Annotated in this window: 11 protein-coding genes; all 11 read left to right on the forward strand. The window is 46.5% G+C overall.

The annotated features are described in order from the left end of the window. The first annotated feature begins 11 nt into the window (after window positions 1-11). Window positions 12-1,262 carry an amidohydrolase/deacetylase family metallohydrolase gene (locus B5X68_RS01035; RefSeq protein ID WP_082212822.1) on the forward strand — a complete coding sequence of 417 codons (1,251 nt, stop codon included), beginning with the start codon at window positions 12-14 and terminating at the stop codon, window positions 1,260-1,262. A 35-nt stretch (window positions 1,263-1,297) separates the two neighbouring features. Then, a complete protein-coding gene (locus B5X68_RS01040; RefSeq protein ID WP_082212823.1) occupies window positions 1,298-3,040 on the forward strand; it encodes a PQQ-dependent sugar dehydrogenase in 1,743 nt (580 codons plus the stop codon). A 171-nt stretch (window positions 3,041-3,211) separates the two neighbouring features. After that, window positions 3,212-3,586, forward strand: coding sequence for a c-type cytochrome (locus B5X68_RS01045; protein WP_229208242.1), 375 nt, complete (start codon window positions 3,212-3,214; stop codon window positions 3,584-3,586). A 21-nt stretch (window positions 3,587-3,607) separates the two neighbouring features. Further along, window positions 3,608-5,089 (forward strand): PQQ-dependent sugar dehydrogenase, encoded by a 1,482-nt coding sequence (locus tag B5X68_RS01050; RefSeq protein WP_082212825.1) that lies wholly within the window; start codon window positions 3,608-3,610, stop codon window positions 5,087-5,089. Between the two features lie 30 nt (window positions 5,090-5,119). Next, on the forward strand, window positions 5,120-5,587 hold the full coding sequence (locus B5X68_RS01055; RefSeq protein WP_082212826.1) for a RidA family protein: 468 nt from the start codon (window positions 5,120-5,122) through the stop codon (window positions 5,585-5,587). A 189-nt stretch (window positions 5,588-5,776) separates the two neighbouring features. Continuing rightward, window positions 5,777-6,388, forward strand: coding sequence for an RNA polymerase sigma factor (locus tag B5X68_RS01060; protein ID WP_082212827.1), 612 nt, complete (start codon window positions 5,777-5,779; stop codon window positions 6,386-6,388). Window positions 6,389-6,704: 316 nt separating this feature from the next. Beyond that, window positions 6,705-7,808 (forward strand): FecR family protein, encoded by a 1,104-nt coding sequence (locus B5X68_RS01065; RefSeq protein WP_082212828.1) that lies wholly within the window; start codon window positions 6,705-6,707, stop codon window positions 7,806-7,808. A gap of 196 nt (window positions 7,809-8,004) precedes the next feature. Continuing rightward, the gene (locus B5X68_RS01070) at window positions 8,005-11,439 is read left to right on the forward strand and encodes a SusC/RagA family TonB-linked outer membrane protein (RefSeq protein WP_229208243.1); all 3,435 of its coding nucleotides are present in this window, start codon (window positions 8,005-8,007) and stop codon (window positions 11,437-11,439) included. 25 nt (window positions 11,440-11,464) lie between these two features. Continuing rightward, window positions 11,465-13,024, forward strand: coding sequence for a SusD/RagB family nutrient-binding outer membrane lipoprotein (locus tag B5X68_RS01075; protein WP_082212830.1), 1,560 nt, complete (start codon window positions 11,465-11,467; stop codon window positions 13,022-13,024). Between the two features lie 157 nt (window positions 13,025-13,181). After that, window positions 13,182-14,456, forward strand: a complete 1,275-nt coding sequence (locus B5X68_RS01080) for an amidohydrolase/deacetylase family metallohydrolase (protein ID WP_082212831.1) — start codon at window positions 13,182-13,184, stop codon at window positions 14,454-14,456. Window positions 14,457-14,524: 68 nt separating this feature from the next. Next, complete coding sequence (locus tag B5X68_RS01085) at window positions 14,525-15,457, forward strand: RraA family protein (protein WP_082212832.1); 933 nt, start codon at window positions 14,525-14,527, stop codon at window positions 15,455-15,457. Window positions 15,458-15,475 lie beyond the last annotated feature (18 nt).

Genomic DNA, 15,475 nt, shown 5'->3' on the forward strand with positions numbered 1-15,475 from the left:
CCCTATAAAAAATGAAACACAGCTCCCTGCTTATCCTTATGCTGATATGCAGTGTAAGCTTCGCCGTTAACGCGCAGACTTACAGCATATTGATCAAAGGCGGAACGGTCATTGACCCAAAAAATAGCCTCAACCAGATCATGGACGTGGGGATATTTGAAGGAAAGATCAGGAAGGTTGCCAAGGATATCGATCCGAAGGAAGCCAGACAGGTCGTTGATGCCACAGGCATGTATGTCACGCCCGGACTCATTGATATTCACGGACATGTGTTTTTTGGAACCGAACCAAACCATTATTTAAGTAATGGTTTGGTTGCGTTACCACCCGATGGTTTCACTTTCCGCGTAGGCGTGACCACGATCGTGGATGCTGGCGGCGCGGGCTGGGATTCTTTCTCCGAATTCAAAAAGAATGTGATTTTCAATTCCAGAACGCGGGTGCTTTCCTTTTTGAACATTGTGGGTGAAGGCATGCGCGGCGGAAATTGGGAACAGGACACGAGTGACATGAACCCGGAACTTGCTGCGGGAGTCGCACTTAAAAATAAGAATGATGTGGTCGGCTTCAAGGTGGCGCATTTTATGGGCAAAGACTGGAAACCTGTTGATAATGCTGTTAAAGCCGGGAAGCTGGCTAATATGCCGGTCATGGTGGATTTTGGCGGAAGCACACCGCCGTTGCCATTGGAAGACCTGTTTCTGAAACACCTTCGTCCGGGAGACATTTTTACACACGCATACACCTTGCTGGAAGGCAATGTAAGAGAGACAATCGTAGATGAAAAAGCACAGAAGGTGCGTCCATTTGTACTTGAAGCCCGTAAGCGCGGCATTATTTTCGACGTGGGCTACGGCGGCGCAAGCTTCAACTACTCGCAGGCTATTCCAGCCATTAAGCAGGGTTTTTATCCCAATACAATCAGCACCGACTTACACACAGGCAGCATGAACGGCTCCATGAAGGACATGCTGAGCATTATGTCCAAGTTTTATGTAATGGGGATGGATCTCCCAACGATCATCAAAACCAGCACCTGGGCTCCGGCACAAGTTATTCATAGAGAAAACCTGGGACACATTTCTGAAAACGCCATAGCCGATGTTGCGGTTTTTTCCATGCGCAAAGGCAATTTTGGCTTTTATGACAAAACCGGTTTTAAAATGGAGGGCAAGGAAAAGCTGGAATGTGAAATGACGATCATGGGCGGTAAAATCGTCTATGACCTTAACGGCATTGCCAAACCCATTTATTTGAAATAACAGACCGCAATCCTAAACTCCTCTTTACATAAACAATGCGCTATCATTCTTTCAAACTTTCAGCTTCCTTTCTGCTGCTCTTCGCATTGGGCTTTACCCAGCGCGGCGATGAGCAGGACGTGCCTGTTAATACGAAAAACGGGGGATTATTCTTGCCCGACGGCTTTGAAGCGACCGTTGTAGTGGACAGCCTGCCCGGCAGGGCGCGCCACATTGCGGTCAATGATAATGGTGATATATATGTAAAAGCCCGGTTTGCGGACAAAGGTGAGTCGGTAATTGCATTGCGTGATACAAATGGCGATGGACGTGCGGACATTATCAAGCGTTTTGGCGGACAGGCGAAGGAAAGAGCATACGGAACCGCCATGCGGATTTACAAAGGATATCTTTATTTCAGTTCTGAACTGATTGTTTATCGTTACAAATTAAATCCGGGCGAACTCGTTCCGACGAGTGAGGAAGAAGTGATCCTGACCGACGACCATGCGCACGGCATGCACGAGCACATTGCGAAACCCGTGACTTTTGACGATAAAGGATTCATGTATGTGCCTTTTGGTGCCAATTCCAATGCTTGCCAGGGTGATAACCGCATCCCGTCATCCAGTGGAATGGACCCCTGCCCTATTCTCGAAGATCATGGCGGCATATGGCGTTTTGATGCCAATAAAAAAGGCCAGCTACAAAAAGACGGCGTAAAATTTGCAACCGGATTGCGCAGCGTAGTGGCGTTGGACTGGAACTTTGCGGATAACAACTTGTATGCATTGCAACACGGCCGCGACGATCTGCTGCGCTTGTTCCCACAGCTTTTTTCTCCCTGGCAAAGCGCAATGCTTCCTTCCGAGGAATTTTTGCGGATAAAAGAAGGCACGCACGCAGGCTGGCCATATTGCTATTGGGACCAAATGCAAGGCAAAAAAGTCCTCAACCCCGAATACGGCGGCGATGGAAATGAGGTTGGGCGCTGCGGTGAATATGAAAAACCGTTGATTGGATTTCCGGGCCATTGGGCGCCTAATGACATTCTTTTTTATCAGGGAAACCATTTTCCTGAGCGTTACAAAAACGGATCATTCATAGCATTTCACGGTTCCACAAACCGCGCGCCTTATCCGCAATCGAGTTATTTTATTGGCTTTGTTCCTTTTAAGGCAGGCCAGCCTTCCGGCGATTATGAAGTTTTTGCCGACGGTTTTGCGGGCGTGGATCCGATTGTAAACGTCAGCGACGCCGTTTATCGTCCGATGGGACTTGCTATGGGGCCGGACGGCGCACTTTACATTGCCGAAACGGAGAAAGGGAAAATCTGGAAAGTCGTTTACAAAGGCAATAAGCAGAAATTTGCTAAAACCGCTTTGGTAAAAATGGAAAAGAGAAAATCCATGTCAAACATCCGTACGCCCGATATTATTAACGATAATCTCGATAAAGATAAGCCTGTTGCCGGTGGAAAGGTGTACAGCGTGTATTGCTCGGCTTGTCACCAGCGAAACGGAATGGGCGATTCGCAGCGATTTCCACCGCTTGGAGGCGCCGAATGGGTAACAGGCGATAAAGAACGCCTTATAAAAGTATTGCTGAAAGGGCTGGAAGGGCCGCTGGAAGTAAAAGGGCAGTCTTACAACAATGTCATGCCGCAGCACAGCTTTTTAAAGGATGATGAGATTGCAGAAGTTCTGACGCATATCAGGAGCAATTTCGGAAACAGTGCCAGTGCGGTTACAGTCGATGAAGTGACTAAAACAAGATCTTCCCTGGATAGCTTGAAATAACGTTTTTCTCCTTCCAACCTCGTTTAAGCGGATATTACTCTCCGGCAATTGAGTGTTCCTTTAAGGGGTTGGAGGGAGAAAGGCAAAAAATATAAACCACGTTTCTCTGATAATTTAATGTTCAAAAATAAGATTTTAGCCGCAAGTTTTATACTTTTTACTGGAATTATATTGGCAGGATTTTCCTCCACAAACTCTAATCCGCACGTTGCCCAGGATCCCTGGAAAGCACCCGCATGGGCCGACACACTCAAAAGTCCTTATCACGAAGAACCGCTTACACTGGCACAGGGTGAAGAACTTTTCACGCTTTACTGCGCAACCTGCCACGGTGACGCAGGTTATGGTGACGGTGCAGCCGGTGGTGCTCTGGGACAAAAACCGGCCAACTTTCACGACACATTGGTTAAAGCCCAGAGCGACGGCTCCATTTTCTGGAAAATCGCAACAGGCCGTGGTAATATGCCCCCTTTTAAAGATGTGTTTACCGACGAACAAAGATGGCAGCTCGTGGCATACATCCGGCATTTAGGCAAAACTGAATAAATCCTGAACTTTAACTATAACATGTTGACTATTAGCCGCTTTATCAAACCAAAATTCACCGCCCTGCTTGTTGCAGCGGTTGCCTTCAATGCCTGGGCGCAACCCAAAGAAACGGTGACGAACACCCCCAAATCGCTCCGGGAAGACATTACCATTGAGCATTACATGAAGATCGAGCCGGAAGCGGTCCGTATTATTCAGAATCCTGTGACGGGTGACATCTATTACACAACCTTTTTTGGGGATGTTTTTAAGATAGTAACCACAAATAATCAGCCTGAAAGCAAGAAAATTCTCAGCGCTGAGGATCACGGCATTACGCGTTTGCAAGGCGCTGCATTCAAAGGAAACACATTATTCCTTGCCGGGAACATTAATGTCAATAACAACAAAGGAAATAAAGGCCGAATGGTGCGCTATGAGCTGAAAAATAGCGATGCCAAGCCGGAAATGACGGTCGTTTTCAATACGGTGGAATATGGCGCGAACAAAACAACATTCGACCACGGCTGGAATGCACTGGAGATCAGTCCGGATGGAAAATATATTTTCGTGAACACCGGCGCCAGAACGGATCACGGCGAGGTGCAGGACAATGGTGGCGAATATCCAAATGCCCGCGATAATGCATTGACCGCCAATATTTTCCGCTTTCCGATTGACGCCAAAGAGCTCCTGCTTTCTACTGACACACAGAAATTGAAAGCAGATGGTTATCTCTATGCCGAAGGCATTCGAAACGCATATGACATGGCATTCGACCCGAAAGGAAATCTGTTCGCAGTCTCCAATTCAGGCGATTACGACCATTCTGAGGATATGTTTTGGGTAAGACAAGGCCATCATTACGGTTTTCCATGGGTAATGGGCGGCATTGATAACCCGCAACAATTCCCGGATTACCAACCCAATCCTGATACGGACCCATTCCTCAGCAAATTTGCTTTTGCATGGCTCATGAAGTATTTTCACCATGATCCCGATTTCCCGAAAAGGCCGGCGGGAGTCAAATTCAGTCCGGGCGTACAAAATATGGGACCAGACGCCAACGAATACCGCGACCGGAAAACGGGCTTGATTGTTGACGGAGATTCTACCGGCGTTGGGGTAAGCACATTCAATGCGCATTCTTCCCCACTGGGTTTGTTTTTCGATAATAAAAATGAGCTGGGCAAAGACCTTACCGGGGATGGTTTCGTAATCCGTTACACCGGCGGACCAAGAAATGGCGTCGCCAATCCGAGTCCGCTAAGAAAGCAGGGAAGAGACCTGCTGCACCTGGAAATGGCCTATGACAAAGCGACTGACAATTATAAAGTAAAAACAACGCGCATTATCGATGGCTTCACGTCGCCTACGGACGCGTTGCTGGTTGGAAACAATTTGTACATCATTGAGTATGGTGGCAAGCAGGGAGGTAACAAATCCGGAGGAAGCATTTGGAAAGTGACATTACCTGCCAACGAGAAAATGGCGAAGAGAAACAAGAAAAAAAGATCGTAATTATATCCGTTTAATAACCTTAATTATACAATCATGTCCGAAAGAAGATCCATTCTTAAAAAATTATTCGCTTCTGTTGCCGGAGTAGCTGGAATTGGAGTCGCTTCCAAAGCAATCGCAGAAACGCCCGCGGCGGCGCCCGAAAAGGAAGTCGGTGATGTCGTTATGTATCAGGATGTACCCTTGTTTTCAGGTCATACCAAGTTCAATAATATGGTGTTCATCGCCGGAAAAGGCGCGCACTTTGAAGGTGACATCACAGCCCACACCAAGCACGTGCTGGACGAGCTGGAAAAAGAGCTTATCAAAGCCGGTTCTTCAATGGAAAAAGTGTTGAAATGCAGCGTTTTCCTTCACGACCTGAACGACTACAAAGCCATGAACGAAGCCTACAAAGGCCGTTTCGGCTCAAAACCCCCATGCCGGACAACAGTTGCCGTGTACGGCGGCGTTCCGGGCGATTCGTTGGTTGAAATCGATTGTATTGCTTATATATAGCGGTTTTGGTTGTTTGTTTGCTGTACGGTTGCCAGCAGCCGTACAGCAAACAAACAACCAAAAAGCAAACTTATATTTTGATATAATGCAATTAAGCCGAATCTAATTTTAAAATAAAAAATAAAGTCGTTCTTATATTTTAAATTTTACTGATTTAACAGTTACTTTGTTATCTGACCCCAATAAGATTTGAACAAACGAGAACGCATCGCTGAGGAGAACGTCTATCTTCTGAATCTCTGGCAACAATCCCAGGCCGGGGACAGTCTTGCATTTTGTCAACTCGCAGACAAGCAGTATCGGACACTCTTCAATTACGCTACTAATTTCACGTCGGACAGGGAGTTTATCAAAGACTCTATTCAGGAGTTGCTGATCCATATCTGGGAAAAGCGTCAGACCATTAACATTCAATACGTTTCCATTTATTTTCTGAAAGCGCTTCGCAATCAGCTGCTTCAGGAGTTTCGCAGAAACAATCCGGCCAATTCGCTGCTGGATATTGACGAAATCGGTCAGATCTCGGATTATCAAACTGTGGAAACGGAGATTGAACAAAGTGAGATTTATTCTGAAAATCAGATTAAGGTGCGGTCTGCTATCAATGAACTTCCACGCCGCCAAAAAGAAGCCGTTTTCCTCAAATATTTCGAAGGAATGGATAACGAACAGATTGCCGACCTCATGCAAGTCAACCGCCAATCCGTTGCTAATCTGCTCTTTAAAGCAATTTCGTTCCTAAAATCCCACATTCAGGTTCTCAGTCACATGCTGGCGTTGATCTGCACGTTTAATTGCTAACTGTTATTTCGAAGGAATATTCCGTGTAAAGATTTAGAGCATCATTGATGTTTCTATGACCTCGTTAATGGTAACACCTTGCGTCATGACCGGTGGAATTTCTTCAATGTGACCGATCAGGAATTCACTCCATTTGCTACTTAAATATATCACTCCGGGACTGGCATAATGCTTGAATTTTGGCGGCGCTAACAATCACACTCTCATTCGTTAACCGGCGCTGCGATTTCTTCCAAAAAATAATTTCTATAAAAAGAGTATTGGCCGCATGAATGTGCATCCTTAGATAAATTAGCCATACTATTATTTGCCTGATATGCACAATTACCGCAATTTTCTTCCGGAGGAACTCGCAGCTGATCCATCATTCCGACGCTGGACGTTGTATAATGATCCTGAGGAGGGTACTATCTGGGCTGAATGGCTGGAACTTAATCCTGACAAGCGCGAATTGGTCGAAAAAGCAAGATATTTTCTCATTAATACAGAAGCTGCTTTTGATCAAATTACGGAGGATGAAATTGCCAATGAAATCTACCGGCTATCTCATTCGATTGGTGAAAATAAAGCGAAGAAATCAGGCATCTGGAGGCGTTTCCGGCCAAACTGGTACAATATGGCGGCTTCTATTTTGCTGCTTATGTTTGCGGGCTGGTGGTTTAACAAACAAACGCCATCTCAACAGCAACAGGATCAGTACAAGGTGATTTTAAGCCAGATCACGGAGCCGTTGGTAAAAGAAGAAAATGTAACCGATAAAGCGCGTCTGATTGTTCTGGCCGATGGAAGTACAGTGCTCTTGCAGCCGAAAAGCCGCATTACTTACCCTACGAATTTTGAAGGGAATAAAAGAGAAGTGTTCCTGAGTGGTGAAGCATTTTTTGAAGTCGCCAAAAACCCGGACAAACCCTTCTATGTATACGCACACACGCTGGCAACCAAAGTGCTGGGAACCAGTTTCAAAGTGAGCGCATTTGAAGGTGATAAAGAAGTGAAAGTGGTCGTTAAAACAGGACGAGTTTCTGTTTTTCCAATGACAAAAGAAGCGATTGCGACGCAACAGGCTGATGATAAGCTCGGAGGAATGGTGCTAACCCCAAACCAGCAGATCGTTTTCGCCCCCAAGGAGTTACGTCTCACACGCAGCCTCGTTCCGGACCCGAAGTTGCTGGAATTACCGATACAAAGTCAGTCATTTGAGTTTAAAGGCACGCCCATTACCGAAGTTTTTGCCACGCTGGAGAAATCTTACGGTGTCAAGATCATCCACGATGCCGATGTGATGAAAAATTGTTTTCTGACCGCCTCCTTATCGGACGAGCCGCTGTTTGAGAAAATAAACCTGATCTGCAAAACGATTGGTGCACAATACGAGCAGTTGGATGCCAGCATTATCATTACCAGCACCGGCTGCTACTAACGATCCTCATTAACCCTGTAAAATTCACCGAATGCCTATGACTAGAATCTATTATCCATTGCCTAAAAATTGAGCCGATGATGCTGCAACACCACCGGCTCCGCTAATCCCCTTTTTGCTTCTTCTTACGGTCTTCGCCTCGCAGCGGCCGTGGGAATCATTTATGCCGAATTTTAACCCGACAAAAATCAAAATTATGTCAAAAACAGTACAATTTCACCATGCTTTACAGAAAATCATGCGCATTACGCTGTATCAAGCCATACTCTCTATCGCCGTCAGCACGTTTGTGCACGCCAATGACGTACGCGGTCAGCGGGTTTTAGAACAAAAAGTGACGTTGCGTTTAGCCAATGCCGAAATCGATAAGGCACTGGAAAGAATTGAGAGTGTGACCAAGGTTAAGTTTATGTATAACCCGCAGATTTTCAATAGCCAAAAATATACATTCAAATTTCAGGAGGAAGCGTTATCGGAAGTGTTAGGAAAAATCCTCGCGCCGCACAAAGTAACCTATGAAGTGGTGCAGGACCGCATCATTTTAAAACGCGAAACAGGAGCACCTGAAACCGGCTCTTCATCAAAAGACGCGCCTAAACGCAATGTTACAGGCGTCGTAACGGATGAAACCGGTGCAGGACTTCCCGGAGTGAGCGTTTTGGTAAAAGGCACACAACGCGGAACCTCTTCGGATGCAAGCGGAAATTATACAATGGAAATTCCGGATGCAGAAGTAGCCTCGGCCGTCCTGATTTTCAGTTTTGTAGGTTACACTTCCCAGGAGGTGCCGGTAGGAACGCAGACGACGATTTCCGTGAAACTGGAACCGGAAGCCAAAGCATTGAATGAAGTCGTTGTAACAGCCCTTGGTATTTCAAAAGAGAAAAAAGCGCTTGCTTATGCGGTGACGGAAGTGAAAGGTTCTGAATTTACACAAGCCCGTGAAAATAATGTTGCCAATGCGCTGACAGGTAAAATTGCCGGTGTGAATGCAACCGGTATGTCCACAGGTCCCGGCGGATCGAGCCGCATTATTATCCGCGGTAACGGATCTTTGAGCGGCAATAATCAGCCATTGTATGTGATCAATGGTATGCCAATGGACAACAGCGTTCCGGGCGGTGGCAATGCTTCTGACGGAAATGGTAACAACACTGACCGCGGTGACGGGATCGGTGGTATCAACCCGGACGACATTGAGTCCATCAGCGTTTTGAAAGGCGGCCCGGCTGCGGCGTTATACGGTGCACGTGCGGGTAATGGTGTTATTTTGATCACCACTAAAAAAGGCCGTGCGCAAAAAGGCATTGGTGTGGAGTTCAACAGCAACTTTACGACGGAAAACCTTTCTATCATTCCCGACTGGCAATATGAATACGGACAGGGTGTGGATGGTGTAAAACCTATGACCCAAACGCAGGCAAAAAGCTCAGGCCGCTTGTCTTATGGCGCAAGAATGGACGGCACGGACGTGATCCAGTTTGACGGCCAGATGCGTCCCTATTCGCCTCAGAAAGATAATCTTAAAAACTTTTACAGAACCGGAACAAACTATATCAACTCCATCGCTTTCACGGGCGGTAATGATAAGATCAATTTTCGTTTTGGCTTAAATAATACAAAATCAAACAGCATCGTCCCTAATTCCGACTTCACCAGAAGGATTGCTAACTTGAACGTGAATGCTTTTTTGGGTAAAAAACTGAGCATCGAAACGGTTGTGCAATACAACATTGAAGACGGCCATAACCGTCCGAAAGTGGGTTATGCGGATTACAACCTGCACTGGGCAACGCATTTGGTTGCCAATACAGTAGATATCAGAAGCCTTTCTCCCGGCTTCGATCCGACAACAGGCAAGGAAGTGGAATGGAACCCGGTTCCAGCCGCACCAAACCCTTATTTTGTTATCAATAAATTCAAAAACGACGACCGCAAAAACCGTTTCCTGGGCCAGGCCAACATTCGCTACGACATTCTGGATAACCTGTTTATCAAAGGAAGCGTGAGCCAGGATTACTACAATTTCAAATACGAATTCGTAGTACCAACGGCCAATGCATACGAACCGCTTGGAAAGTACGAGTCAAACCGCACGACTTCGTCTGAGACGAACGGAATGTTGACATTAAACTACAATAAGGAGTTCGAAAATTTCAGTTTTTCGGCATTGCTGGGCGGTAACACGCAGCGCAGCATTTACGACGAAATGGCTTACAGAGGCGCAGAATTCACGATCCCGGGATTTTACAGCTTTACCAATCTCGCTACTACTACTACCACACCAAATTATCGCAAAAGCGGTATCAATTCGGTGTTTGGATCTGTGGATTTGGGTTACAAAGGATTGGCTTACCTGACGATGTCCGGCAGACAGGATTGGTTTTCTGTTTTGAACAAATCCAAGAACAGCATCTTTTATCCTGCAATCGGTGGAACAGTGATCCTTTCTGAGGCCATTGACATGCCATCTGCAATCAGCTTTGCAAAACTGCGCGCTTCGTGGGCTCAGGTGGGTGCTGTGAATGTTGATCCTTACAGAATTTACCAGAGTTACCAAATGGCGCAAGGCGGCCACAATGGTCGTCCCGTGCAGCAGCTTGCTTCTGCGCTCGTTCCTAACCCGGATCTGCGTCCCCTTACTTCAACCACTTATGAAGCGGGTTTAGAGGCGCGGTTTTTGAACAACCGTTTTGGTCTTGACCTTACTTTTTACAACCGTAAGACGACCAACGACATTGTACAGAGCAACATTGCCGCGTCGTCGGGATACACCCAGGCACTTTTGAATGTAGGGGAATTGAGTAACAAAGGCGTAGAGCTTTTGCTTACAGCAACACCGTTTCGTAAGAATGATTTTGCCTGGGATATCAGCTACAACATGGCATACAACCAAAGCAAGATTGTGAAACTGGCGGATAACCTGCCCAGTCTCAGCATCGGAACCGGCGTTGGCGGTGGTTTGATCAACAACGTGGTGGGTGGCACCTACGGTGAAGTTTGGGGTTATAACAAAAAGACTGATGACAACGGAAACATCGTTTACAACACAGCCAGCGGTTACGCGGTAAGAGGCAATCTTGAAAAACTGGGAAATGGTATCCCTCCGTTGACGATGGGTATCACCAATAATTTCAAATACAAAAACTTCTCGCTGAATATACTCGTCGATGGGAAATTCGGTAGCGTGGTTTACTCCAACATGTATCAGTATGCCTATCGTTTTGGTTTGCCGAAAGAAACACTTCCGGGACGCGAAACAGGCGTGACTGTAACGGGTGTAACGCCTGAGGGAGCTCCTTTTACGAAATTATGGGAGAAAAAGGATGTGGATACTTACTACGACAATGACAAAAACTACACGGGCATTTTCACTTTCAACAATGACTTCATCAAGTTGCGCCAGGTGATCCTGAGCTACAATTTGAATGTTAGCAAGCTTTCATTCCTGAAACTGCAGGCTGCATCCGTGTCACTTGTGGGCCGTAACCTGCTGCTGCTTTACAAAGACAAGCGCAACAATTATTTCGATCCCGAATCGAGCTACACCAATGGCAATGCGCAGGGTCTGGAAGCTTTCGGGGTTCCAAGAACGAGAAGTTTGGGTGTGAACCTCACAGTGAAGTTTTAATCATTAAAAAAAGATTTTAGTGAATATGAAAAAGTTATTTAAAGTCCTATATCTGGCTCCGGCCCTGTTTATTGCCTCCTGCGACAATGGTTTTGAAGAAATGAATGTAAATCCCAATGCCTCAACCGAGGTGGTGCCGGGTTTTCTCTTCACGCGTGCGCAGCTGGTGACGGTTAGCAACAATTTCACAGGTGCTGCCTATCTCACAATCGGTGGTTCCATGCAGCATTTCGCCACTTACAAAGAAGTACCTGGTGCAGGTGATAAGTATTTCAATTTCGGTTACAGCCAGGGAAGCTGGCAACTTTACGGAGGCGATCCGGTGAGCCAGGGCGCTGTGATTGACATTACACAGGTGATTGAAGCGGTTTCGGAAAATCCGGCGGACGTTAACAAGCTGTCGGCATCCCGCATCTGGAAAGCCTATCTGTTTCACAGACTGACTGATTTGTATGGTGATATCCCCTATTTTGACGCTGGAAAAGCGCTTTCGAGCCAAAACTTCACGCCCAAATACGATACGCAACAGGCTATCTACGCAGATCTGCTGAAAGAGCTGGAAGAGTCAATCAATGCATTTGATGCAGCTCAGCCTACATTTGGCACTTCCGACCTTATTTATGGTGGTGACATTGCCAAGTGGAAAAAGTTTGCTTATTCATTAATGTTGCGCCTGGGAATGCGCCTTACCGAAGTGGACGCCGCTTCGGCACAAACCTGGGTGAAGAAAGCCATCGCCGGCGGTGTCATCACCTCCGATTCGGACATTGCAACAATCGCATACGTGGACGGTTCCATCACGGCGAGCAGAAACTTTATTGCCGCTGGCTTAATGTCCACAGATTACGTTTCTCCTGGTGGCGATAATGTGGAAGGTGGAAAACTGGCCAAAACATTGGTTGACCATCTGAAAACAACAAAAGATCCACGTTTGAATGTGATTTCCGTTGTTTGGACAAAAGCTTCCGCAACTGCACCTTACGTCGCTGACACAGCCACTGCTTTGCAAAAAGGAATGCCCAACGCCGCATTCAACTCCTTGCCTGCCGACTTTGATTCTTATTCAGAACCAAATCCAAACACGATCCTGAAATACAATGCGCCATTATTGGTCTTCACGCCGGCAGAAGTTCACTTGCTTCTGGCTGAGGCTGGGCTAAGAGGCTGGTATACAGCTACAACACCGGCTGCCGAATATGAAAGTGCAGTGATATCAGGCATGAAGCAATGGGCGGCGTTCGGAGCAGGCGGTGTCATTTCCGATGCTAAAATTGCGGCTTACCTGAAAGCAAATCCGTTCAAAGCTGCCGGAACGCTGGCTGACAAAATGGAGCAGATCGGCACGCAGAAGTGGGTAACGCTATTTTTGGAAGATGAATACGAAATCTGGTCTAACTGGAGACGCACCGGATATCCAAAGCTGACCCCTACCAACTATCCCGGAAACCTTACCGGCGGAAAAATTCCAACACGCTTCGTGATCCCGGATTCGGAAGAACAGTATAACAAAGTGAATTTTTACGAAGCAAGAGACAGACAAGGCGGCGTAAATACACTTTCGAGCCTGGTTTGGTGGGATAAATAAAGTGATGTAAAACAAACACAATCAGACTTCACGGCCATAAACCGGGGAGTCTGATTTATTCATACCAAACCCTCAACATTAAACACACAAACAGCATTAAAAACAACCCTTCAATTCCTTTTGATTATCGAGTGCCATATTCCTAAAACCTAAAATCATGACCAAAAAATTACGCTTAACCTGTTTTGCGCTTCTCTTCGCATTCACCTCCGTAAAAGCTCAGCAATATTCTGTGGTAATAAAAGGAGGACACGTCATTGACCCAAAAAATAATGTGAACGCGATCATGGACGTTGCCTTGAAAGGCGACACCGTTATGCTCGTTGCCAAAAACATTGATGCCAAAGAAGGAAAGCAAGTTGTTAATGCCAAGGGCCTGTTCGTAACGCCCGGGCTGATCGACATCCATTCCCATAATTTCTACGGCACCAGAATGGACCAGACTTACAGCAATGGTCCCAATGCATTGCCACCGGATGGTTTTACGTTCCGCACAGGCGTTACCACGGTTGTGGACGCTGGCTGCGCAGGATGGAAATCGTTTCCGGATTTCAAAAAACAAACCATTGATATATCCAAAACACGCGTGCTTGCATTCCTGAACATTGTAGGAGAAGGCATGAGAGGCGGCACTTACGAGCAGAATGTAGAGGATATGGACGCCGCTGCGACTGCGAAAGTGGTAAAGGAAAATCCTGATTACATTGTCGGCATAAAACTGGCGCATTATAACGGTTACAACTGGACACCAACAGACCGCGCTGTTGAGGCCGGCAAGCTGGCGAACGTGCCGGTAATGGTCGATTTCGGCGGAAGCAAGCCTGTTTTGCCCATTGAAGAATTGTTCATGAAGCATTTGCGTCCCGGTGATATTTTCACACATTGCTTCGGGCAGCTGAGCAGCAGGGAACCAATTTTAGATGTGGAAACGGGCAAGATCAAGCCTTTCGTTATGGAAGCCCGAAAAAAAGGAATTCTTTTTGACGTGGGTTATGGCGGGATCAGCTTTGCATTTTCACAGGCCATTCCAGCGGTTAAAAGTGGTTTTTATCCAAATACTATCAGCACCGACATTCACACCGGCAGTATGAACAATGCTATGAAAGATATGCTGAATGTTATGTCGAAATTCCTTGCAATGGGCATGGATTTACCGGCGGTAATCAAAGCCAGCACCTGGGCGCCTGCACAGGCGATACACAGGGAGGAGCTTGGTAACCTTTCAGTCGGTTCGCGTGCAGACGTGACCGTGTTAAGGGTGCTGGACGGCAAATTTCAATTGAACGACACAGGGACATTCGGTTTCTGGGATTATACAGGGACAAAAATCCAGGGCAAGCAAAAGCTTGAAGCTGAGGTTACTATCCGTGCCGGGAAAGTGGTTTACGATTTAAACGGACTAACGCAGCCACTTGTGCTTACCAAAAGATAGTTTGAATGATTAAGCCATTCGATGCATCTTTGGCTTATAAATCCTTGCCGCAAATTTTATATTGAATTATGAGAGTACAATTTTTTGGTTTAACAGCCCTTTTAGCCCTCAATTTTGGCAGCCTGCAATCCGCTCAGGCGCAAACGATGCCCAAAGAAGAATTGATCTTCCTAACCTCCGAATGGAAAGGCGAACGCTTCCCGGACGGTCGCCCGAAGGTCCCGGACGAGCTCATCAACCGTGCAAAAAATATCTCGATTGAAGAGGCCTGGGTGGTGCTGCAGAATGAAGGCTATAACTGTCAGTTCGATGGAAATTGGAAGATTTTAAAAGACGATATAGTCATCACTGGCCGAGCTTTGACAGCCCAGTTCATGCCTTCGCGCCCGGATGTTGAGAAATTGGTAAAAGACCGTGGTAACAAGAATGGAGTGTTGGGAAACACCAATTCATGGCCCATCGACAAGCTTTCGAAGGGAGATGTTTACGTTGCCGACGGTTTTGGAAAAATCGCGAGCGGGACACTGATCGGCGACAATTTAGGGACTTCTATTTTTGCAAAATCAGGCAACGGCGTTGTTTTTGACGCTTCTGTACGTGATTTGGAAGGACTTTCTAAAATTGAGGGTTTCAATGCTTTTGTGAGAGATTTTGACCCCTCTTTCCTGAAAGATGTTTTCCTGACCGGCATCAACACACCCATCCGCATCGGCCGCGCTATTGTGCTTCCTGGTGATGTGGTTTTGGCCAAAAAGGAAGGCGTAATTTTCATTCCTGCGCATATGGCCGAAAAAGTGATCCTCACCGCCGAGTTCCTCACATTAAGGGACAAATTTGCACTTCAAATGCTCCGTGAAGGCAAATTCACGCCGGGTCAGATCGACAATCAATGGACGGACCAGCTCAAAGAAGCGTTCCTGAAATGGCTTGACGGTAATCCGAAAGAAATCCCGATGAAGCGCGCCGAATTAGACGAATACATGAAGAAAAGAACCTGGTAACCTCATCTTTTGAAGTGC

The organism is Dyadobacter psychrophilus, from assembly GCF_900167945.1.
Lineage (GTDB): Bacteria > Bacteroidota > Bacteroidia > Cytophagales > Spirosomataceae > Dyadobacter > Dyadobacter psychrophilus.